This is a genomic window from Streptomyces violaceusniger Tu 4113, assembly GCF_000147815.2.
GTDB classification, from domain to species: domain Bacteria; phylum Actinomycetota; class Actinomycetes; order Streptomycetales; family Streptomycetaceae; genus Streptomyces; species Streptomyces violaceusniger_A.
On sequence record NC_015957.1, the window covers coordinates 264,199 to 285,672 of the forward strand.

Consider the following 21,474-nt stretch of genomic DNA (forward strand, 5'->3'; position numbering starts at 1 on the left):
ACTGGAACCCATGGCCATTCACGAGAACCTGCTCGGGGGACCGCCCCCGACCCATCTGCCCGACGACCCGGAGCCACGGGAGCTGCTCGCCTCCGGCGCGGCCCCGTCCGAGGTCGCCGCGAAGTACCCGGCCTCCTCGCTCGCCTGGGCCCAGCTTGCCGACGAGGCGTTCGAGGCCGGCCGGGTGGTCGAGTCCTACGCGTACGCCCGCACCGGCTACCACCGTGGACTCGACTCCCTGCGCCGCAGCGGCTGGAAGGGCCACGGTCCCGTGCCGTTCGAGCATGAGCCCAACCGTGGCTTCCTGCGCGCCCTGCACGCGCTCGCGCGCGCCGCGCAGTCCATCGGCGAGCAGGAGGAGTACGAGCGCTGCTCGACCTTCCTGCGCGAGAGCTCCCCGACCGCGGCGGACACGCTCTCCTGAGACGTAACGAGGCGTACCGGGCCTGTGGGGTGTCGTACGCCCCACGGGCCCCTTCCGTACTTGCCGATCGTCCGTGCGGCGCGGATGATGCGGTGCGGGGCCCCTTCGGATGTGGGCCCCGAGGGGACCGGGGCTCCGAGACCGAAAGGATGGGGCGGACCGCTACCCGGTAGCGAGCAGTACTCAGGAGATGCGATGTCGCAGCAGCCTGTCCCTGACCACGCCGCCCCGGCCCAGACCGCCTCAGGCGGGACCCCTCAAGGCCGGACCGCCCCAGACGGGACCGCACCGGGCGGGACCGCACCGGGCGAGGCCACGCCGAGTGGGGCCGCCCCCGGCCGGACCGCCCCGAGCGGGACCACGCCGAGCAGTGCCGCACCAGGCCCGACCGCACCAGGCCCGACCGCCCCAGGCCCGACCGCTCCAAGCGGGACCGCACCGGGCGGGGCCGAACTCGAGGCCCCCCATCTGGACTTCGACGGCACCACCCCGTACGAAGACTACGTCCAGGCGTCCGTGCTCACCCACCTCCAGCGCCCCCTCTCCGACGACCCCGGCGAGATGGTGTTCCTGGTCACCACCCAGGTTATGGAGCTGTGGTTCACCGTCATCGTCCATGAGTGGCACACCGCCGCGCAGGCGCTGCGCGAGGACGATCTGCCCACGGCGATGGCCGCGCTCCAGCGCTCGGCCTACGAGCTCGAGTCGCTGAACGCCTCCTGGACGCCGCTGGCCCATCTCACCCCCGGCCAGTTCAACGCGTACCGCTCCGCGCTCGGCGAGGGCTCCGGCTTCCAGTCGGCGATGTACCGGCGGCTGGAGTTCCTGCTCGGCGAGAAGTCCGCGTCCATGCTCGTCCCGCACCGGGGAGCGCCGCGGGTCCACGCCGAGCTGGAGAAGGCGCTGACCGAGCCCAGCCTCTACGACGAGGTGCTGCGCTATCTCGCCCGCCGCGGCCTCGCCGTCCCGGCCGCCGTGTTGGACCGCGATCCCGCCCTGCGCTACGAGCCCGATCCGGGGGTGGAGCGGGTCTGGGAGGAGATCTACTCCGGTCCGCGCGAGGGTGAGCTGGTCCGGCTCGGCGAGGCACTCACCGAGGTCGCCGAACTGGTGTGGCGCTGGCGCAACGACCACTTGGTGGCGACCCGGCGGGCGATGGGCGCCAAGACCGGCACCGGCGGCTCGGCCGGGGTCGCCTGGCTGGAGAAGCGCGCGGGCAAGACCGTCTTCCCCGAGCTGTGGACGGCGCGCAGCCATGTCTGACGCGACGATCCCGACGGAGTCGGCGGGCGCCAGGCCGAGGAGTGCCGAGTGCGGGGCGACGGGGGCTGATCCGACCGGTGCCGGGGCCGAGTCGACTGGGCCCGAGCCGGCTGCGGCCGAGTCGTCCGGTACGGAGTTGGCCGGCATTGGGGCCGGGGCGGCGGGTACTGGGATCGGGGCGGCCGGTACTGAGCCGACTTCGGGCGAGTCGTCCGGTACGGAGTCGGGTGATCCGACCGGTGCCGGGGCCGAGTCGACTGGGCCCGAGCCGGCTGCGGCCGAGTCGTCCGGTACGGAGTTGGCCGGCACTGGGGCCGGGGCGGCCGGTACCAAGACCGCGGCGGCCGGTACTGAGCCGACTTCGGGCGAGTCGTCCGGTACGGAGTTGACCGGCACTGGGGCCGGGGCGGCCGGTACCAAGACCGCGGCGGCCGGTACCGAGCCGACCGGGCACGAGCCGACCGGCGTCCAACCCGGTGTGGCCGCGCCTGGTGCAGCCGAGTCCGGTCCGGCCGCGCTTGGTGCAGCGGCGGCCGGTCCGGCCGCGCCTGGTGTGGCCGAGGCCGGTCCGGTCGAGCCCCGGCTGTCGCGCTCCGCGCTGAGCGACGAGGCCACCACGCTCGACGCGGCCGACCGACTGCGCGCCAAGCGCGACGCCTTCACCCTCGACGACGTCATCTACCTCGACGGCAACTCGCTGGGCGCGCTGCCGCGTGCCGTCCCGTCCCGCCTGGCGGATGTGGTCGCCCGCGAATGGGGCGAGCTGCGCATCCGTTCCTGGGAGGAGAGCGGCTGGTGGACCGCGCCGGAGCGGGTCGGTGACCGCGTCGGCGGGCTCGTCGGCGCCGCCCCCGGCCAGGTCGTGGTGGGCGACTCGACGAGCGTGAACGTCTTCAAGGCGGTCGTCGCGGCCGTACGGATGGCCCAGGAGCGCGGCGCCCACCGCGATCAGATCCTGGTCGACGAGACCACCTTCCCCACCGACGGCTATATCGCCGAGTCCGCCGCCCGGATGACCGGCTGCACCCTGCGCCCGGTCGCGGCGGGCGACGTGCCCAGCGCCGTGGGCGCGCGCACCGCCGTCGCGCTCGTCAACCACGTGGACTACCGCACCGGCCGCCTCAACGACCTGCCCGGGACCACGGCCGCCGTACAAGCGGCGGGTGGACTCGTCGTATGGGACCTGTGCCACAGCGCGGGCGCCCTGCCGGTCGGGCTGGACGCCCATGGGGTCGACCTCGCGGTCGGCTGCACGTACAAGTACCTCAACGGCGGGCCCGGCGCGCCCGCGTATCTGTACGTCGCCCGTGCGCATCAGCCCCGCTTCGACTCGCCGCTGCCCGGCTGGAACTCGCATGCCGACCCGTTCGGCATGGCCTCCGCCTACACCCCGGCCGACGGCTCGGCCCGCGGCCGCGTCGGCACCCCGGACATCCTCTCGATGCTGGCGCTGGAGGCCGCCCTCGAGGTGTGGGACGACGTGACGATCGAGGACGTCAGAGCCAAGAGCCTGGCCCTGACGGACTTCTTCCTCCGCTGTGTCGAGGACTACGTCCCGGCCGGCCGCGTCCAGTCCGTCACCCCCGCCGCGCACACCGAGCGCGGCAGCCAGGTGGCGCTGCGGTGCGCGGACGCGGGGGAGGTGATGGCGGAGCTGACGCGGCGCGGTGTCGTGGGCGACTACCGCCGCCCCGATGTGCTGCGCTTCGGCTTCACCCCGCTGTACACGGGCTTCGCCGAGGTGGAGCGGGCGGCGCGGGTGCTGGCCGACGTGCTGCTGAAGGAGGGCTGACCGATGGGCGGGGCAGCGGCGGAGGAGACGTCGGTCCTCGGGCTCACACCCGTGGCCCCGGACCGGACCGCCGCGTACGGCGAACACCCGGACCAGGTGGCGGACTTCTACCTTCCGCGCGGGTCGCGCGGGCCGCGCGGGGCCGCCCGCCCCGCCCCGCTCGTCCTCCTCTTCCACGGCGGGGCTTGGCGCGCCCCCTACGACCGCCGCCATGTGTCGCCCTTCGCCGCCTTCCTGGCGGGGCGGGGGCTCGCGGTGGCGTCGGTCGAATACCGCCGGGGCGGGGCGGAACCCGCGCGGGCGGGGCGGTGGCCGGAGACGTTCGACGACATCGCGGCCGCCGTGGACACCGTGCCGGGCCTCGCCCGGGAGCTGGGGCTCCCCGGGGCCGACCCGGACCGCGTGGTGCTCACCGGGCACTCCGCGGGCGGGCACGCCGTGCTGTGGGCGGCGGCCCGGCATCGGCTGCCGTCCGGCACTCCCTGGCATCTGCCCTCCCCCTCCCCGCTCCGCGGTGTCGTCGCCCTCGCCCCGATCGCGGACCTCGCCACGGCCCGTGCGCTGGACGTCTGCTCCGGCGCCGTCGGCGAACTCCTCGGTGAACTCGGCGGCGACGGCGATGAACTGACGGCCCGGCTCGCCCTCGCCGACCCCGCCGCGCTGCTGCCCACCGCGATCCCCACCACCATCGTGCAGGGCGGCACCGACATCGACGTGCCACCGGCGGTCGCGGACGCCTTCGCGACGGCCGCGACCCGCGCCGGACAGGACGTCCGGCTGGTCAGGACGGAGGGCGGACACTTCCCACCCATCGACCCGACCACGCCCGTCGCCCACACCGTCGCCGAGGAAATCGCCCACGTGGCCGGGACAGGCCCGGCAAGGTAGTTGGCGCACCCCAGACCGCAGCGCCCCCGACCGCGCAGCACCGCAGCGCACCCGGCGCGTGCTACCGGCCCGCGCCCGGCCGCGCATTACCGCGTGGCAATGGGGCGTGTTGTTCCGGGGACGCGTCTGGCCGCGTGGTGCCGGGGGCGTACGTGGCCACGTGGTGTCGGGGCGCACCCGGCCGGGTAACCGGGGCGCTCCCGGCCACCCAGCATCCGGGCGCACCCGGCCACGCGACCCGCGGCACACCCGGCGCCTAGAGGGTGTCCGACGGACCTTGAGGCTTGCGACGGGCTGTTCCCCTCCCCGCCCTTTCCCGCACATCGATTGCGGCCCCGCCGCGTGGTGGGGCTCCGCCCCAGACCCTGGGGTCCAGGGGCGAAGCCCCTGGTTACGGGAAGGGGCGGGGAGGGGAAAAGATTCGCCGGACACCCCGTAGCGCCGCATGGCACCCGGCCACGCAACCGGTGGCACACCGGGCGCCCAGCGCCGCATGGCACCCGGCCACGCAACCGGTGGCACACCGGGCGCCCAGCGCCGCATGGCACCCGGCCACGCAACCGGTGGCACACCGGGCGCCCAGCGCCGCATGGCACCCGGCCACGCAACCGGTGGCACACCGGGCGCCCAGCGCCGCATGGCACCCGGCCACGCAACCGGTGGCACACCGGGCGCCCAGCGCCGCATGGCACCCGGCCACGCAACCGGTGGCACACCGGGCGCCCAGCGCCGCATGGCACCCGGCCACGCAACCGGTGGCACACCGGGCGCCCAGCGCCGCATGGCACCCGGCCACGCAACCGGTGGCACACCGGGCGCCCAGCGCCGCATGGCACCCGGCCACGCAACCGGTGGCACACCGGGCGCCCAGCGCCGCATGGCACCCGGCCACGCAACCGGTGGCACACCGGGCGCCCAGCGCCGCATGGCACCCGGCCACGCAACCCGTGGCACACCCGGCGCCCAGCGCCGCATCGCACCCCGGCCACGCCCCACCGCGGCGCGCGCCCCGTCGCGTAGTACTTGAGGCGGATGCCGCACAATCCACATTCCCGGGGACGACGGCGCCGCAGGCGCTCTCTACCGTGGACGGCGTGACCCAGACGATTCCGCGGACCGAAATCCGCACCATCCGCCGGGCGTTGTCCCATCTGCGGAAGGACATGATTACCGGGGCCTTCGCCTTCCGCCCGGTGCCGCCGCTGGCCGCCACGCATCCGCTGGTGCGGCACATGCCCCGGGCGGTGCGGCCGTACGCGCCGTGGTTGCCGCAGGCCGCGATCGTGGCCTGCGCCTTCTATCTCATGGCCGTGGCGGGCGAGACCGAGGGCGCAGCGCTGGCCCTGCTCAGTGGTGTGCCGCTGTTGCTGGCGCTTTACCGGCCGATCGGTGCCTGGTGGCTGTCGTTCGCGGCGAGCCTCGTCTGGGGCCTGGGCGGCGCCGACATGTACGGCGGGAGCATGTGGCCCTGGCCGACGACCCTCTTCGCGTCGCACATCGCGGTGATGGTGATCGTCGCGACCCAGAACCGCCCGCGTGTGGCCGGGCGGATGCTGCTGCTCACGGCCGGGTTCGGATTCGCCTGTGAACTCGGCATCAATGCGCGGCCCACGAACGCCTTCCCCATGGTGGTCGCCTCCTGCGTCATCGTGGGCGCCGTCGTCGCCCGGCGCAGTCTGCGCGAGACCAAGCAGCAGGTGGCCGTGCAGCAGTCGGCCACCTACGAGGAGCGCTCCCGCCGCACCCTGCTGGAGGAGCGCGCGACCATCGCCCGCGAGTTGCACGATGTCGTCGCGCATCACATGTCCGTGATCGCCATCCAGGCGGAGGCGGCCCCCTACCGGGTGGCGAACCCGCCCGAGGAGCTGGCCACCAGCTTCGCGACCATCCGCGAGAACGCGGTCGCCGCGCTCACCGAACTCCGCCGCGTCCTCGGCGTCGTCCGCGCCGACGACCCCGATGCCTACGCCGACGCCGACCCCGAGGCGCCCCAGCCCACCCTCGCCACGCTCGACACGCTCTTCGCGGGGGTCCGGGCGGCGGGGCTGACCGTCGAGCACGTCATCACCGGAGCCGTACGCCCGCTGCCCTCCGGTGTGGAGCTGTCCGCCTACCGGATCGTCCAGGAGGGGCTGTCCAACGCGCTGCGCCACGCCCCCGGATCCACCGCCCGCGTCGAGATCGCGTATGTCCTCGGAGGTCTGGGCCTGCGGATCGTCAACGGCCCGCCCACCCAGCCCGTACGCCCCTCGCCGGGCATGGGCCATGGGCTGCTCGGGATGCGGGAGCGCGTGGCGATGCTGAACGGGGAGATGACGGCGGGAACGGTGGAGGAGGACGGCGGCTACGAGGTCGCGGTCTTCATCCCGGCCGCGGCCCTTCCCGAAGCGGAGGCGTCCGGGTCGTTCGGGTCCTCCGGGCCGTCCGGGTCCTCCGGGTCCTCCGGATCAGAGGCGTCCGGACCGGCGGCACCGGGGCTGACGAAGGGGCCCGCCCCGGAAGGGGAGACGATGAAGCCATGACGACCGATGTCCCCCCTCCCATCCGCGTGCTGATCGCCGACGACCAGGTGATGGTCCGCGAGGGCTTCTCCGTGCTGCTGAACGCCCAGCCCGATATCGAGGTCGTCGGCGAGGCGGTCGACGGGCGCCAGGCCATCGCGCAGGTCGCCGCCCTGCGCCCCGACGTCGTTCTGATGGACATCCGCATGCCGGAGCTCAACGGCCTCGAGGCCACCCGGGAGATCGTCGCGGCGGACGCGGACGCCAAGGTGCTCGTCCTGACCACCTTCGACCTGGACGAATACGTGTACCAGGCGTTGCGCTCCGGAGCGAGTGGCTTCCTGCTCAAGGACGCCTCCGCCCGTCAGCTCGGCGAGGCGGTACGCGTCGTCGCGGCGGGCGAGGCGCTGCTCGCCCCGACCGTCACCAAGCGTCTGATCACCACGTTCTCGCGGATCGGGGAGGCCGCCGGGCTCGGTGGGCCGCTTCCCTCTCCGCAGGGGCGGCTGGCCGAGCTGACCGAGCGGGAGAACGAGGTCCTGGTGCTGGTCGCCCAGGGCTGCTCCAACGCCGAGATCGCCGAGCGGCTGATCGTCGCCGAGTCGACGGTGAAGACGCATGTCAGCCGGATCCTGGTGAAACTGGGGCTGCGCGACCGCACGCAGGCGGCGGTCTTCGCCTACGAGGCCCGCCTGGTCACCCCCGGAGGCTGAGGAGGCCCCCCGGAGACTGCGCGGGCCCGGAGACTGCGCGGGCCCGGAGACTGCGCGGGCCCGGAGACTGCGCGGGCCCGGAGACTGCGCGGGCCCGGAGGCAGCGCGGGGCCGGAGCCTAGGAGGCCCCGAAGGCTGGCGGGCCCGAGAGGCTGCGCGGCCCCCAGAGGCTGAACGGGCCCCGGCCCCCATAGGCTGAGCGGGCCCCGGCCCCCATAGGCTGAGCGGGGCCCAAACGCTGAGCGGCCCCCATAGGCTGAGCGGGGCCCAAGCGTTGAGCGGCCCCCATAGGCTGAGCGGGGCCCAAGCGTTGAGCGGGTCCCGAAGGCGGAGCAGGCCAGAGGCTAGGAGGCCCCGGCGGCTGAGCAGATCCAGGCTGAGCAGGCCCCGAAGGCTGAGCATGCCGCCAGAGGCTGAGCATGCCCTGGAGGCCGCGGGGCCCCGGCGGTAGCGTCCGGGGATGAGCAGCAGCCGTGCGGAAGCCCCCGCCTTCGATCCGTGGCAGCCGTCGTTCGTCGCGGACCCGTATCCGGCGTACGCCGCCCTGCGCGAGCGCGGCCGCGTGCACTGGTTCGAGCCCTCCCGTCAGTGGCTGATCCCGCGGCACGCTGATGTCAGCGCCCTGCTGCGGGACCGCCGGCTCGGCCGCACCTATCTGCACCGCTTCAGCCATGAGGAGTTCGGCCGCACCGCACCCCCGCCCGAGCACGAGCCGTTCCACACCCTCAACGACCACGGCATGCTCGATCTCGAACCGCCGGACCACACCCGGCTGCGGCGGCTCGTCTCCAAGGCGTTCACTCCGCGGACGGTCGAGGCGCTGGTGCCGACGATCCGGCGGTTCGCGGACGAACTCGTCGATTCCCTCGTCGCCTCGGGCGGCGGCGATCTCATCGCGGCGGTCGCCGAACCGCTGCCGGTCGCCGTCATCGCCGAGATGCTCGGCATCCCACCGGCCGACCGCCCCGCCCTGCGGCCCTGGTCGGCGGATATCTGCGGGATGTACGAGCTGGGGCCGAGCGAGGAGACGGCGCGCCGGGCGGTGCGCGCGTCGCTCGAATTCTCCGGCTATCTGCGCGAGTTGATCGGCGCGCGCCGCAAGGCCCCGGGGGACGATCTGATCAGCGGGCTCATCGCCGCGCATGACGAGGGTGACCGGCTCACCGAGCAGGAGATGATCTCCACCTGTGTGCTGTTGCTCAACGCGGGCCATGAGGCCACGGTCAACTCCACCGGCAACGGCTGGTGGGCGCTGTTCCGCCACCCCGAGCAGCTCGCCCGGCTCCGCGCCGAACCGGACGCGCTGCTGCCCACCGCCGTGGACGAACTCCTGCGCTTCGACACCCCGCTACAGCTCTTCGAGCGCTGGGTGCTGGAGGACATCGAGGTCGATGGCACGGCCATCCCGCGCGGCAGCGAGGTCGCCCTGCTCTTCGGGTCGGCCAACCGCGACCCGGCCCGTTTCGACCGCCCCGACGCCCTCGATCTCTCCCGCGCCGACAACCCGCATGTCAGCTTCGGCGCCGGGATCCACTACTGCCTCGGCGCCCCGCTGGCCCGTCTTGAGCTCGCCGCCTCCTTCGGGGCCCTGCTCCGTAAGGCGCCCGGGATGCGGCTGGTCAAGGAGCCGGAGCCGCAGGCGAACTTCGTGATCCGCGGGCTGCGGGAGCTGCTGGTCGAGCTCTGAGCGGACGACGACGGCCGGACAGCAGACACGCAGACAGCAGCCAGCAGACACAGCACCCTGCAGATAGCGCAGACGAAAGTGCCCCCTGTTGTCCACAGCCTGTGGACAACAGGGGGCGATTGCCGGGGTGTGGTGGGCCGACGGGGGTCAGCCGCCGATGTCACGGCGGCGCAAACCCACCAGTCCTCCGGCGGCGAGAACGACCGAGAGAAGCAGCAGCCACAGGAACGGTGCGGCCGTCACCTCATCGCCCGGCAGCTTCGGCAGATGGCTGAAGGGCGAGGTGTTCATGACGGAATCGGACAGCTCCAGCGCCGGGCCCATCCAGCCCAGGGCGACCACCCAGCCGACGAAGGCCCAGGCCGCGGCCGAGTACTTCGGCAAGACGCCCACGAGGAAGAGCGTCACGCTGGTGAGCACCCACAGTGCCGGGAGCTGGGCGAGGGCGGCGCCCATGCAGCGGCCGAGCTGGTCGGCCAGATCGCCCGCCGCGACGCCGTACCCCAGGCCGAGTGCCAGACCGCCGATGGCGAGGATGACGGCCGGGCCAAGGTAGGCGATGACCAGATGGCTCCCGGCCCAGCGGAGCCGGCCCACGGCGTTGGACAGCAGGGGCTCGGCGCGCTGGTCGGTCTCCTCGCTGCGCAGCCGCAGCACGGAGCTGGCGGTGTAGACGGTGAGGATGGTGCCGAGGACGCCGACCATGGCGGCCAGGAACGCGTCGTTGAGCCCCTGGGCGCCGCCCATCCGCTGGATGATGTCGCGGGTCTGGTTGCTGTCGCCGAGGAAGTCGTCGGCACCGTCGGAGATGGATCCGAAGATGGCGCCCGCGAAGACGAAGCCCGCGGCCCAGCCGAGCAGGGCACCGCGCTGCAGCCGCCAGCCCAGGCCGTACACGCCGTTCAGCAGCGGGCCCGCGGCCGGCGGGCCGGGACGGCTGGCGTAGAAGCTGGCGCCCACGTCGCGACGGCCCGCGAGGGAGTACGCGAGGCTGATCGAGGCCGCGGCGAGCACGGCGATCAGCAGCAGCGGCCACCAGCGCTCGCCCCCGTACGGCCGGGCGTACTCGGCCCAGCCCAGCGGCGAGAGCCAGACCAGGACGTGGCCGGAGCCCTTGGTGCCGTCCTCGGCGGCGTCACCCGCCATGCGCAGCACGAAGGCGACACCGACCGCGGCGGAGCTCAGGCCCCGGGCCAGCCGTGCGTTCTCCGTGAGCTGGGCGGCGACGGCGGCCAGCCCGCCGAAGGCCATACCGGACAGGCCGACGGCGAGGCCGAGGGCGAGCGCGCCGGTGCCGCCCTGGCCCGCGAGGCCGCCCGCGATGAGCAGGGTCACCGCGCCGTTGGCGATGCCCACGGCGAGCAGGGCCGAGGTGAGACCGGCGCGGCGGCCGACCATGCCGGCGGAGAGCGCCTCCTGACGACCGGTCTCCTCCTCCTCACGGGTGTGCCGGATCACGATCAGCAGGCTCATGATCGCGGCGAACACGGTAAGGAAGGCACCCACGCGCCAGACGGTGAGCGCGCCGAGCGAATCGTCGAAGGCGGCGCCGAACAGGGCCCGTGTCGAGCCGTTCCCGTTCATGTCGTGGACGAGGTTGGCGCGGCGGGCGGGGGTGTCGTACGCGCTCTTCAGACGGCCGACGGTGCTGCTGGCCGTGAGCCCCAGGCACAGCACCCACACCGGCATCATGATCCGGTCGCGGCGCAGGGCGAGCCGCAGCAGCGTGCCCGTGCCGGCCAGATCGCGGGCCGATCCGCGGGTGCGGGGGGAGACCCGGGCGTCGGCTACGGCGGTCATCGGACGATCGCCTCGGCTTCCGTGTGCGAGATGTCGTCCTGGTAGTGGCGGAGAAAGAGCTCTTCCAGGGTGGGCGGGGTGGAGATGAGGCTGCGCACCCCGGCCTGGGTGAGCTGTCGCAGCACGGCGTCCATCTTGTCGGTGTCGACCTGGAGCTTGACCTGGCGGCCCTGAATGTCCACGTTGTGCACACCGGGGAGGCCGGACAGGCCGTTCGGCTCTTCGGCGAGCTCGGCGGTGACCGACGTACGGGTCAGATGGCGCAGCTCGGTGAGCGAGCCGGACTCCACCCGCTTGCCCTTGCGGATGATGCTCACTCTCCGGCAGAGCGCCTCGACCTCACTGAGGATGTGGCTGGAGAGCAGGACCGTACGGCCGCGGTCGCGCTCCTCGGCGACGCACTCGCGGAAGACCTCCTCCATGAGCGGGTCGAGCCCGGAGGTGGGCTCGTCGAGGATCAGCAGCTCCACTTCGGATGCGAACGCGGCGACCAGGGCGACCTTCTGCCGATTGCCCTTGGAGTACGTACGGCCCTTCTTGGTGGGGTCGAGCTCGAACCGCTCCAGGAGCTCGGCACGGCGTGCGGAGTCCAGCCCGCCGCGCAGCCGTCCGTACAGGTCGATGACCTCTCCGCCGCTCAGGTTGCGCCACAGGGTGACGTCCCCGGGGACGTAGGCGATGTGGCGGTGGAGGTCGACCGCGTCGTGCCAGGGGTCCTTGCCGAGCATCTGCACCGCACCGGAGTCGGCGCGGAGCAGACCGAGGAGGACCCGGATGGTGGTGGACTTCCCGGCGCCGTTGGGCCCGAGGAAGCCATGGACCTCACCTGCCTCGACTTCGAGGTCGAGGCCGTCCAACGCGTGGGTCCGGCCGAAGGACTTGTGGAGGCCGGACACGGAGATTGCCGTTTTCATGATTTCGAAGCTACGCTAGTTTCACAAAATTGTGAAGTTAAGGAACCATATAAACTTATGATGATGTGACGAAGAGAGGAGATGATGAAGCGGTGAGGGAGATGATCGAACCGGAGGACGCGCCCGGTGACGCGCGCGACGAAACGGCGGTGTCCAGGTTCGTCGAGCGGTTCGCGGCCGATCTGGCCGAGGCCGGTATGCAGCGCATGGCGGCGCGGGTCTTCGCGGCGCTTCTCGTCTCCGACGCCGGCGCCCTCACCTCCGCCGAGCTCGCCGAGCAGCTACGGATCAGCCCGGCCGCGGTCTCGGGCGCGATCCGCTATCTGGCCCAGGTGGACATGGTGGTGCGCGAGCGCGAGCCGGGCTCCCGCCGCGATCGCTACCGGCTCTACAGCGAGGTCTGGTACGAGACCCTGACCCGCCGCGACCAGATGATGGCCCGCTGGGAGAGCACCATGCGGGACGGTGTGAAGGTGCTCGGGCCGGGCACCCCGGCGGGGCTGCGGATCACCGAGACCGCCGACTTCTTCGAGTTCGTCCAGCAGGAGCTGCCCAAGATGCTGGAGCGCTGGCGCGTCCACCAGGCCGCGGACCGCGCCGCGGAGGCGCGCGAGGCGCGCGAGGCGCGCGAGGCGGAGGCGGGCTAGCGGCCGGGGCGGCGCCCCGAGCGCGGCGCCCCCGGGCCCGTAGACGCCGGGGCCGGGGGCGCCCGGCCCGGGGGCGGGTCGCCGGGCGGTCCCGCCTGGCGCCGGACGCGGTCGCCCGCGGCCCCGCGCCGGTGGCGGTCGCCCGCGGCCGCGCGCAAGTGGCAGTCGCATGCGGCCCGGCGGCGGTGGCCGTCGTGTCCGGCCGCGCGCCAGTGGTGGTCGCGTGCGGCTTGGTGCCGGTGGCGGTCGTGTCGGGTCCGGTGCCGGTGGCGGTCGCCCGTGGCCGCGCGCCAGTGGTGGTCGCATGCGGCCCGGCGGCGGTGGCCGTCGTGTCCGGCCGCGCGCCAGTGGTGGTCGCGTGCGGCTTGGTGCCGGTGGCGGTCGTGTCGGGTCCGGTGCCGGAGGCGGTCGCCCGTGGCCGCGTGCTAGTGGTGGTCGCGTGCGGCCCGGCACAGGTGGCCGTCGCGTGCGGCTTGGTGCCGGTGGCGGTCGTGTCGGGTCCGGTGCCGGAGGCGGTCGCCCGTGGCCGCGTGCTAGTGGTGGTCGCGTGGGGCCCGGCACAGGTGGCCGTCGCTTGCGGCCTGGTGCCGGGGGCCGTCTTGTCCGGCCCGGTGCCGGTGCCGGTGCCGGTGGCGGTCGTGTCCGGTCCGGTGCCGGTGGCCCTCGTGTCCCGATCGCGCCGTCCGCCCGGTGGTGGCGCGAGTGGGGCTCAAGGGCGGTGGGGCAGCATCAGAGACCACGCCTCCGCCAGGACCGTCCAGGTGCGGCTGCGCACCGGGCCCCGGATCAGCGCGTCCGCGTGATAGCGGAAGTCCGGGCCGGAGACGGTGACGGCCCGCGCCCGGGTGCGCAGCGGGCCGTCCGCCGCGTGGGGATGGACGACGACCTCGGCCAGTCCGCCGCCCGGTGCGGCCGTCGACACCGAGACCCGCTCCACTGGCCGGTCCAGATCGGTCAGCAGCACCCCGTCCGCCTCGATCCGCAGCCGCTGCGGCGGCGGATGCGCCGGCCGCCGGGCGCCGCCGGCCAACCCGATCACGGGGAGCGAGAGCAGCGTCAGCGCGGTGCGGGCGGTGCGGGCCGCCGGGGTCCACCACGGCTGGTTGCCGTCGCCGTCCGGATCGCCGCCGGGCGGGCCCCCGCCGTCTCCGCCGCCTCCGCCGTCCCCATCCTCCTCGGCCCGGCGGCGGCGGTCGCGGTCGCAGGGATCGCAGCGGCAGTCCCGGCCCCTCGCCCCGCCGTCGTGCGGGCCCGGGTCGTGCCCGTCCGCCCCGGCCGCCGCGCCGCATCCGCCGCCCGGCGTCCCGTGCGCACCGTAAGAAGCGCGTCCGGAGGGGATCCGCAGGCCGCCGAGGACCACCCCGCCGCTCTCGTCCACCAGCAGATCACGCGGGCGCGCGGTCCCGTCGAGGACCGTACGGGCCGCGGCGACCGCGTCCGTCGGTACGCCGAGCGAATGGGCCAGGGCGACCGTCGCGGAGCCGCCGACCGGGACCACCGACAGCGTCGCGTCCGCCAGCTCCCGCCGCCGGTGCAGCAGCTCCACCATCCGCAGCAGGGCGCGGTCGTCGCCCACCAGCACCGGCCGGCGGGCGCCCCGGCGGGCCAGTGCCCGCTCGACTTCCTCCGGGCCGTCCGGCAGGCAGATTTTCGTCTGCGCGCCCGCGCAGAGCACATCTTTCGCGATCCGCACCGACTCCCCGTCCGTTCGCCGGGCGTTGGGGTCGATGACCATGAGCAGCGGGCGCCCCCGGACGGTGTCCGGCGCAGGGGGCCGGGGATCTGGAGCCGACACCTCGGTCCTTCCTCAGGTAATCTCTCGGTGCAAGAGCCCCTGTCGCTGTTGCGCCAGGGGCTTCGTCTATCCGGGGCACCGGTTCGACGGCTCTTGTGGTGGCGCACGTCACCATGCACGTTGGACATGCCCCGCCCGGAAGGGGTGTACGCCTGTGCCCGCACTTGTGCTGCTCGGTGCTCAGTGGGGTGACGAGGGCAAGGGGAAGGCCACCGATCTGCTCGGCGGCTCCGTCGATTATGTAGTGCGCTACCAGGGCGGTAACAACGCCGGCCACACCGTGGTGGTGGGCGACCAGAAGTACGCGCTGCACCTCCTCCCGTCCGGAATCCTGTCGCCCGGGTGTACCCCGGTCATCGGCAACGGTGTCGTCGTGGACCCTGCGGTCCTGCTCTCCGAGCTGAGCGGACTGGATGAGCGCGGCGTCGACACCTCCAAGCTGCTGATCAGCGGTAACGCCCATCTGATCACGCCGTATCACACGACCCTCGACAAGGTGTCGGAACGCTTCCTCGGTAAGCGGAAGATCGGCACCACCGGCCGTGGCATCGGCCCGGCCTACGCGGACAAGATCAACCGCGTGGGCATCCGGGTCCAGGACCTCTTCGACGAGTCGATCCTGCGCCAGAAGGTAGAGGCGGCCCTGGACCACAAGAACCAGGTGCTGGCCAAGCTCTACAACCGTCGTGCCATCGCGGTCGACCAGGTCGTCGAGGAGCTGCTGGGCTACGCGGACCCGCTCAGCGGCTATGTCGCCGACACCACCCTGCTCCTCAACAACGCCATCGACCAGGGCCAGGTCGTCCTCTTCGAGGGCGGCCAGGGCACCCTGCTCGATGTCGACCACGGCACGTATCCCTTCGTCACCTCCTCCAACCCGACCGCGGGCGGCGCCTGCACCGGCACCGGAGTGGGCCCGACGAAGATCAACCGCGTGATCGGCATCCTGAAGGCGTACACCACCCGCGTCGGCGCGGGCCCGTTCCCCACCGAGCTCCTCGACGAGGACGGCGAGAAGCTGCGCACGATCGGCGGCGAGCGCGGTGTGACCACCGGGCGCGACCGGCGCTGCGGCTGGTTCGACGCGGTCATCGCGCGCTATGCGACCCGGGTCAACGGCCTGACCGACTTCTTCCTCACCAAGCTGGACGTGCTCACCGGCTGGGAGCGGATCCCGGTGTGCGTCGCCTACGAGATCGACGGCAAGCGGGTCGAGGAGCTGCCGTACAGCCAGACCGACTTCCATCACGCCAAGCCGATCTACGAGACCCTGCCGGGCTGGTCGGAGGACATCACCCAGGCCAAGACCTTCGACGAGCTGCCGAAGAACGCGCAGAAGTACGTCCAGGCGCTCGAGGAGATGTCGGGCGCCCCGATCTCGGCGATCGGCGTCGGACCGGGCCGCGACGAGACCATCCAGATCAACTCGTTCCTCTGACCCTCTGACCCTCTGATCCCTCTGACCCTCGGACGGGAGAGCGGCCCGCGCGCCGGCGTCACCACGCCGCGGGCGGGCCGTCGGCGTCACTACGCCGCGGGCGGGCCGAACACTCCGGCGGGCTGCTGCGCCTGACCGACGGGGGCCGTGGCCCGCTGCTCCTGCATCTTGGTGATCCGCCGCACCACCGCGATGGCCAGCAGCGCCGTCAGAATGCCGATGAGGTCGTCGGCGATGCTGACGGCGACCCTGGGCCGCTGTTCCCGGATGTTGTCGCCGACGATCTCGCTGGCCCCGTTCACCGGGAACATGAGGAACATGATCACGAAGAACGTCCACCACCAGTGCAGCACCCCGCGTCCGCGACGGCCGGGCCCCGGGGGAGTGCTCGAGGTCCAGATGTCGTTGGCGATCTGCTTGGGAAGCCACAACTGGGCGACCGGGATGAACCAGGCGCCCACGGCATAGCCGCTGCCGAACCGCTGCCGGCCGGGGTTGAGAACCGTGGAGTTGATGTAGGCGGTCCGGAACCAGACCAGCCACAGCACGACGAGCACGAGCGCGGCGACACTCGTGCCGCTGTCCATCGCTTCGACGTCGCTCTTCTTGCTGTTGAGCATGTTGTCGTTGACCGAGTCGAGCGAGAAGTAGGTGTCGAGCAGCGAGATGTTCAGCGCCATATCGAGCAGGGTCAGCACCAGCCAGATGCCGAACATGCTCATCAAGGCGGTGGCCAGACCCCGTATCGGCTTCAGCCTGGTGCCCGGGGCGGGATAGCCCACCGGCGTCTGATAGCCGCCCTGCCAGGGCTGGGTGGGCGGCGGCACCTGGTATGCGGGCCCCCCGGCCGCGTGTGCGTGGGGTGTCGCGTACGCCGACGGCGTGCCGTACGCGGAGGGGCCGGGCGGGGTGTGCGGGGCGGCCTGGACTTGGCCGGTCTGGGGGTGGCCGTACGCCGACGGGCCCTGCTGCGTCGCCACGGCGCCCGGCTGAGCGTTCTCGGCCTCCACCTCCAGCAACTGCAGCGCGTCCCGGCCGAGCCGGGCGAGCAACCCGCCCGGCAGCCAGGGCTCGCCGTCGTCGGTCACCGGCTGGGTGGCGGCGACCAGATCGTCCACCGAGGGCCGCTTGGCCGGATCCTTGTTCAGACACGCGGTGACCAGCCCGCGCGCCCCCTCGGGGAGCCCCGTCAGATCGGGCTCCTCCTGGGCTATTCGGTACATCAGAGCATGGATACCGCTCTCCACGCTGCCGAAGGGCTGACGTCCGGTGGCGGCGAAGGCGAGCACCGAGCCGAGGCAGAAGACATCGCTCGCGCCGGTGACCGGCTCGCCGCGCACCTGCTCGGGCGACATGAACCCGGGCGAGCCGACGACCGCGCCGGTCATCGTCAGATTGCCGCCCGCGGTGGAGCCCACGGGGTCCAGGGCGCGCGCGATGCCGAAGTCGATGACGCGCGGACCGTCGATGGTGATGAGGATGTTGGACGGCTTGAGGTCGCGGTGGATCAGCCCGGCGCCGTGGATGTCGCGCAGCGCGAGGGCCAGTCCGTTCGCCAGGATCCGCAGCGAGCGTTCGGGCAGCGCTCCGAAGTCCTCGGCGACGACGCTGTGCAGGGACGGACCGCCGATGTAGCCGGTGGCCACCCAGGGCACCTCGGCGTCGGTATCGGCGTCGAGCACGGGGGCGGTCCACTGGCCGCCGACCCGTGTGGCCGCCTCCACCTCCCGCTTGAAGCGGCCGCGGAAGTCGGGCTGTCGTGCGAGTTCGGCCTGTACGAGCTTCACTGCGACGGTGCGGCCGCGGGCGGAGCGGGCGAGGTAGACCCGGCCCATTCCGCCCTCGCCAAGCTTGCCGAGCAGCCGGTACTCGCCGATCCACCGCGGGTCCTGGGCCCCGAGGTTCTCCATCGCGGTGTGGCTCCTGTCCCTGTGCCGATAGTCCCTGCGCCGATCGGCCGATCAGTCGAGGCGGGTGAACGTCTGTGTCATCGTCTCATCGCTGTAATCGTCCGGGTCGTCATACTCGACACGCAGCTTGTCATGTCCGGAAGAGGTGAACGTCAGTGACGTGCCGGGCCCACAGAGATTCTTAGGGGTACCCCCGGTGAACTTCGAGGGGCTGAGGACGAGGCCCTTCTCCACCGAGGCCAGCACCCGGTCACCCTCGCAGTGGTACTTCTTACTGTCCGCGACCTCTTGCGCCACCGCGCTGCCGATCGCGCCCTGCTTGATGGTGATTTTCAGCGTGGCGTCCTGCTTCCCGAACGCGGCCTTCGCCAGCCAAGTGCCCTCGTACGAGGAGGGAATCGGCTTGCCGCCGCTCTTCGAGGGGCGCAGCGTCGCCTCGTAGGAGCCGTCCGTGGTACTCCAGGCGAGGGTGCCGTCGTTGCCTATCCGCAGGGTCTGCTCGCCGACCGTGCTGCAACTGTCCTCGGGGATGCTGGTGGTGACCTCGTCGTCCTCGATGAGCAGCAGGCTGTCCGCCGACTTGAGCTTGGCCGAGTCCTGGCAGAACGAGTCCGAGTCGGAGGTCAGGGTCTCGGCGACGAACGCGCCGACCGGCCCCTGGGAGAGGACGATCCGGCGGATCTTGCCGGTGGATGAGCCGCTCTCCTTGATCTCGCCCTCCCAGGCGCCCAGATACTCGGTGGGCACGTCGCCGGTCGTGTCCAGCTTGGTCGCGGACGGATCGGGCGCGCCGCCCGAACCACCGGTGGGCGCCTTGGAGTTGGCGGCATCCGGGCCGGCGGGCGGGGTGTGGGTCGTCTTGTCGTAGTCGGTCTTGGCCTTGTCGCCCTTGTCGTCGTTCCCCTTGACCACGACGAGGGCGGCGACCCCGGCTATGAGCAGCGTGGCGACGGCGGCAGAGACGACGATGAGCGTCTTACGGCGGCGCTTGGGCTGGGGCGGCTGCGGCGAGCCGCCGCCGGGGCCGCCTTGCCTGCCTGGTCCGCCGGGTCCGCCTGGCGCAGCCGGTGCGCTCGGTCCGCCCGGACCGCTCGGACCGCTCAGGCCGAAGCCGACGGAGGGCGTGGCGGCGGCCGCCTGGCCTGGGGACGGGGCGGGCCCGAACGAGGTGACGGCGGGCGGCCCGAAGGCGTGCGGCGGCGTCTGCGGCTCGCCGTCCGCGCCGGGCTGCGACGGGGTGGCGTGCGGCGGGTAGCCGTACGCCGGAGCGGCGTAGGGGGCGGCGGAACCGGGCGAGTTGGGCGCGGCGGGAGCTGCTCCGGCGTGAGGTGGGGTGGGGTTTCCGGGGGTGCCGTGGGCGGGTGCGCTCTGTGGCGGTGTGGCGTTTCCGGGTGTGGCGTGGGGCGGCGCGCCCTGGGGCGGTGTGGCGCTTCCAGGTGTGCCCTGCGCGCCGCCTGCCTGCTGCGGCGCTGCGTACGGTGCGGGGCTCTGTGGCCCGGCGCCGACGGGTGAGTTGGGCGATGCGGCTGCCGCGTCGCCCGTTCCGGCGTGCGGCGGCGTGGGGTGCCCGGGTGCGCCCTGGCCTTCGCCCGCCTGTGGTCCGGCGGAGGAGAGCGCGCCCTTCTGCGGCCCGCCCGGCGTCGCGGCAGAGGCGGAGCCCTGGCTTCCACCGGCCGGGGACGCGTCCGCCTGCCTCGGGTCTGCCTGCGCCGCGCCTGCCTGCGCCGCGCCTGCTTGCGCCGCGTCTGCCTGGGGCGCGGCGGACGGTCGGCCGGGTGTTGCGGGTGTTCCGGATGCGGCGGCGTGGCTCGTGGCGGCACCACTGGGCGTGCTGGGCGACGCGGCGGATCCTCCCGCCGCCCCAGCCTGCGCCGCGCCCGCCGAAGGCGCGGCGCCCTGCGGCCCTGTGGCTGCCCCGCCCGGCGCTGCGGGCGCGGCGGCGGGATGGCCCGGGGCGTCATGATGCGCGGCGGCCTGCTGGGGCGCGCCCTGCCCCGTCCCGCCGTGGCCCGAACTGGCGTGACCCGGCCCGGCGTGCCCCGTCCTGCCGTGGCCCGAACCGGCGTGCGCGCCGTCGGCCGATGGCGCGTCGGCCGACGACGCGGCAGCCTGCGGCCCGGCGGCCGGGTCAGGGGTGCGCCGGTCCCCGCCCGACTGCCGTGTGGCGCTGTACGGCGCAGCAGGGTGCCCGCCGGGCGTCGCGGGTCCGGCGGCCTGTCCCGCGCCAGCGTGCTGCCCGGCGGCATGCCCCGCGCCCGCCTGCCCCGCGCCCGCCTGCTGCCCGCCCGCCTGCCCCGCGTCCGCCTGCGGCATCGCGGCGTACGGTCCGGCGGCGTGCCCGCCCGGCTGGGCCGTGCCGCCCTGCCCCGCGCCCGCCGAAGGAGGCGCGGACGGAGCCGGGGGGAGTGCCGCGCCCGCCTGAGGCGCGGCCGACGGGAGCGGCGGTGTGATGGGTGGCGGGGGCGTGGGGGGCTCCGCCGGAGCCAGCGGGTACGACGTGGCCGACGGCGGCGCGGAGGGCGGCGGCGGGACGGTGGGCCCTGCCGCCCCGGCCACGGGCGCGGCGGGTCCCGCCGCCCCGGCCATCGGCGGTACGGCCGGCCGCGCGGGCATTCCCGGCACGGCGGGCACCCCCGGCCCCGCGGGCGTCTCGACCTCCAGGAGCTGCACCGCATGCCGTCCGAGCTGGGCGACGAGCCCGCCCGGCAGCCACGGTTCGCCGTCGTCGTCCGCACCGGCCGTACGGTCCAGCAGCGCTTCCAGCGAGGGCCGGTCGTCCGGTGCCTTCTTCAGGCAGTCGGTGACCAGCTCGCGCAGCCCCTCCGGCAGCCCCTCCAGGTCCGCTTCCTCCTGTGCGATGCGGTACATGACCGCGTGCACCCCGCTGTTGGCCGTGCCGAAGGGCTGACGGCCGGTCGCCGCGTAGGCGATTACCGAGCCGAGGCAGAAGACATCGCTGGCGGGGGTGACCCGCTCGCCGCGCACCTGCTCGGGCGACATGAAACCGGGCGACCCGACGACGGCGCCGCTGCGCGTGAGGATGCCGTCGGTGACGGTCTCCAGCGCCCGGGCGATACCGAAGTCGATGACGCGCGGACCGTCGATGGTGACCAGGACGTTGGAGGGTTTGAGGTCGCGGTGGACCAGACCGGCGTCGTGGATGTCCCGCAGGGCCTGCGTGAGGCCGTGGGCCAGGATGCGGACGGTCCGCTCGGGCAGGCGGCCCGACTCGGAGACGATCGCGTGCAGGGAGGGACCGGCGATGTAGCCGGTGGCGACCCATGGGGTGGCGGCCTCGGTGTCGGCGTCCAGCACCGGCGCGGTCCACGCGCCGCCGACCCGCTGCGCGGCCCGTACCTCCTGTTTGAACCGCCGCCGGAATTCGGCCTGTTGGGCGAGCTCGGTCTGGACGAGCTTCACCGCCACCGTACGGCCGCGCGAAGAATGAGCCAGGAACACCCGGCCCATGCCACCCGCGCCAAGGCGCCGGAGCAGCCGGTACTCACCGATCCATCGAGGGTCCTCGGCCCCCAGGTCTTCCATGCGTCGATCGCCCCTTCCCCGTGAATCCCCCTGATCAGCCCCTTGGAGAGAATAAAGGCGGCTGAGAGCGAAGTGGACGACGCGGACGATCCGTTATCGGTTCCGTATCCGTCCTGTGTCACTCGCGGGCCGGGGAGCGAAATCCGGACGCCGCGTCCC

The 21,474-nt window shown here is 73.5% G+C and carries 13 protein-coding genes and 1 pseudogene; 9 read left to right on the forward strand and 5 right to left on the reverse strand.

Translation table 11 applies throughout. The features are described 5' to 3' along the window. Positions 1-10 precede the first annotated feature (10 nt). From STRVI_RS01240 to STRVI_RS01270, 7 genes are all read left to right on the forward strand, one after another. Entirely contained in the window at positions 11-424 is a 414-nt protein-coding gene (locus STRVI_RS01240) for a DUF3151 domain-containing protein (protein ID WP_014053800.1), read from the forward strand. A 195-nt stretch (positions 425-619) separates the two neighbouring features. Next, a complete protein-coding gene (locus STRVI_RS01245; protein ID WP_014053801.1) occupies positions 620-1,687 on the forward strand; it encodes a tryptophan 2,3-dioxygenase family protein in 1,068 nt (355 codons plus the stop codon). A 583-nt stretch (positions 1,688-2,270) separates the two neighbouring features. Then, the gene (gene kynU / locus STRVI_RS01250) at positions 2,271-3,479 is read left to right on the forward strand and encodes a kynureninase (protein WP_043237641.1); all 1,209 of its coding nucleotides are present in this window, start codon (positions 2,271-2,273) and stop codon (positions 3,477-3,479) included. Positions 3,480-3,482: 3 nt separating this feature from the next. Beyond that, on the forward strand, positions 3,483-4,367 hold the full coding sequence (locus tag STRVI_RS01255) for an alpha/beta hydrolase (RefSeq protein WP_014053803.1): 885 nt from the start codon (positions 3,483-3,485) through the stop codon (positions 4,365-4,367). A gap of 1,085 nt (positions 4,368-5,452) precedes the next feature. Further along, complete coding sequence (locus STRVI_RS01260; RefSeq protein ID WP_014053804.1) at positions 5,453-6,889, forward strand: sensor histidine kinase; 1,437 nt, start codon at positions 5,453-5,455, stop codon at positions 6,887-6,889. Further along, complete coding sequence (locus STRVI_RS01265) at positions 6,886-7,581, forward strand: response regulator (protein ID WP_014053805.1); 696 nt, start codon at positions 6,886-6,888, stop codon at positions 7,579-7,581. Before STRVI_RS01260 ends, STRVI_RS01265 begins: the two co-directional genes overlap by 4 nt. A 460-nt stretch (positions 7,582-8,041) precedes the next feature. Continuing rightward, positions 8,042-9,268, forward strand: a complete 1,227-nt coding sequence (locus STRVI_RS01270; RefSeq protein ID WP_014053806.1) for a cytochrome P450 — start codon at positions 8,042-8,044, stop codon at positions 9,266-9,268. Between the two features lie 147 nt (positions 9,269-9,415). On the opposite strand, the gene STRVI_RS01275 is transcribed toward STRVI_RS01270, so the two are convergent. Both STRVI_RS01275 and STRVI_RS01280 read right to left on the reverse strand, forming a co-directional pair. Continuing rightward, complete coding sequence (locus tag STRVI_RS01275) at positions 9,416-11,068, reverse strand: ABC transporter permease (RefSeq protein ID WP_014053807.1); 1,653 nt, start codon at positions 11,066-11,068, stop codon at positions 9,416-9,418. Further along, positions 11,065-11,982, reverse strand: a complete 918-nt coding sequence (locus STRVI_RS01280) for an ABC transporter ATP-binding protein (RefSeq protein WP_014053808.1) — start codon at positions 11,980-11,982, stop codon at positions 11,065-11,067. The genes STRVI_RS01275 and STRVI_RS01280 overlap by 4 nt, the downstream gene beginning before the upstream one ends. Positions 11,983-12,083: 101 nt before the next feature. Between STRVI_RS01280 and STRVI_RS01285 the strand changes: the two genes are divergently transcribed. Beyond that, positions 12,084-12,629, forward strand: a complete 546-nt coding sequence (locus STRVI_RS01285) for a GbsR/MarR family transcriptional regulator (RefSeq protein WP_043235229.1) — start codon at positions 12,084-12,086, stop codon at positions 12,627-12,629. A 709-nt stretch (positions 12,630-13,338) separates the two neighbouring features. Here the strand turns inward: STRVI_RS01285 and STRVI_RS01295 are convergent. After that, positions 13,339-14,364, reverse strand: coding sequence for a hypothetical protein (locus STRVI_RS01295; protein WP_014053811.1), 1,026 nt, complete (start codon positions 14,362-14,364; stop codon positions 13,339-13,341). 214 nt (positions 14,365-14,578) lie between these two features. Here STRVI_RS01295 and STRVI_RS01300 point away from each other — a divergent pair, with 214 nt between their 5' ends. Continuing rightward, the gene (locus STRVI_RS01300; protein WP_014053812.1) at positions 14,579-15,862 is read left to right on the forward strand and encodes an adenylosuccinate synthase; all 1,284 of its coding nucleotides are present in this window, start codon (positions 14,579-14,581) and stop codon (positions 15,860-15,862) included. A gap of 89 nt (positions 15,863-15,951) precedes the next feature. Here the strand turns inward: STRVI_RS01300 and STRVI_RS01305 are convergent, their stop codons facing one another. Then, positions 15,952-17,772, reverse strand: a complete 1,821-nt coding sequence (locus STRVI_RS01305; protein WP_014053813.1) for a protein kinase domain-containing protein — start codon at positions 17,770-17,772, stop codon at positions 15,952-15,954. A gap of 2,172 nt (positions 17,773-19,944) precedes the next feature. Then, a pseudogene (locus STRVI_RS55475) lies at positions 19,945-21,315 on the reverse strand (serine/threonine-protein kinase); the annotation flags it as partial. Positions 21,316-21,474: the final 159 nt, after the last annotated feature.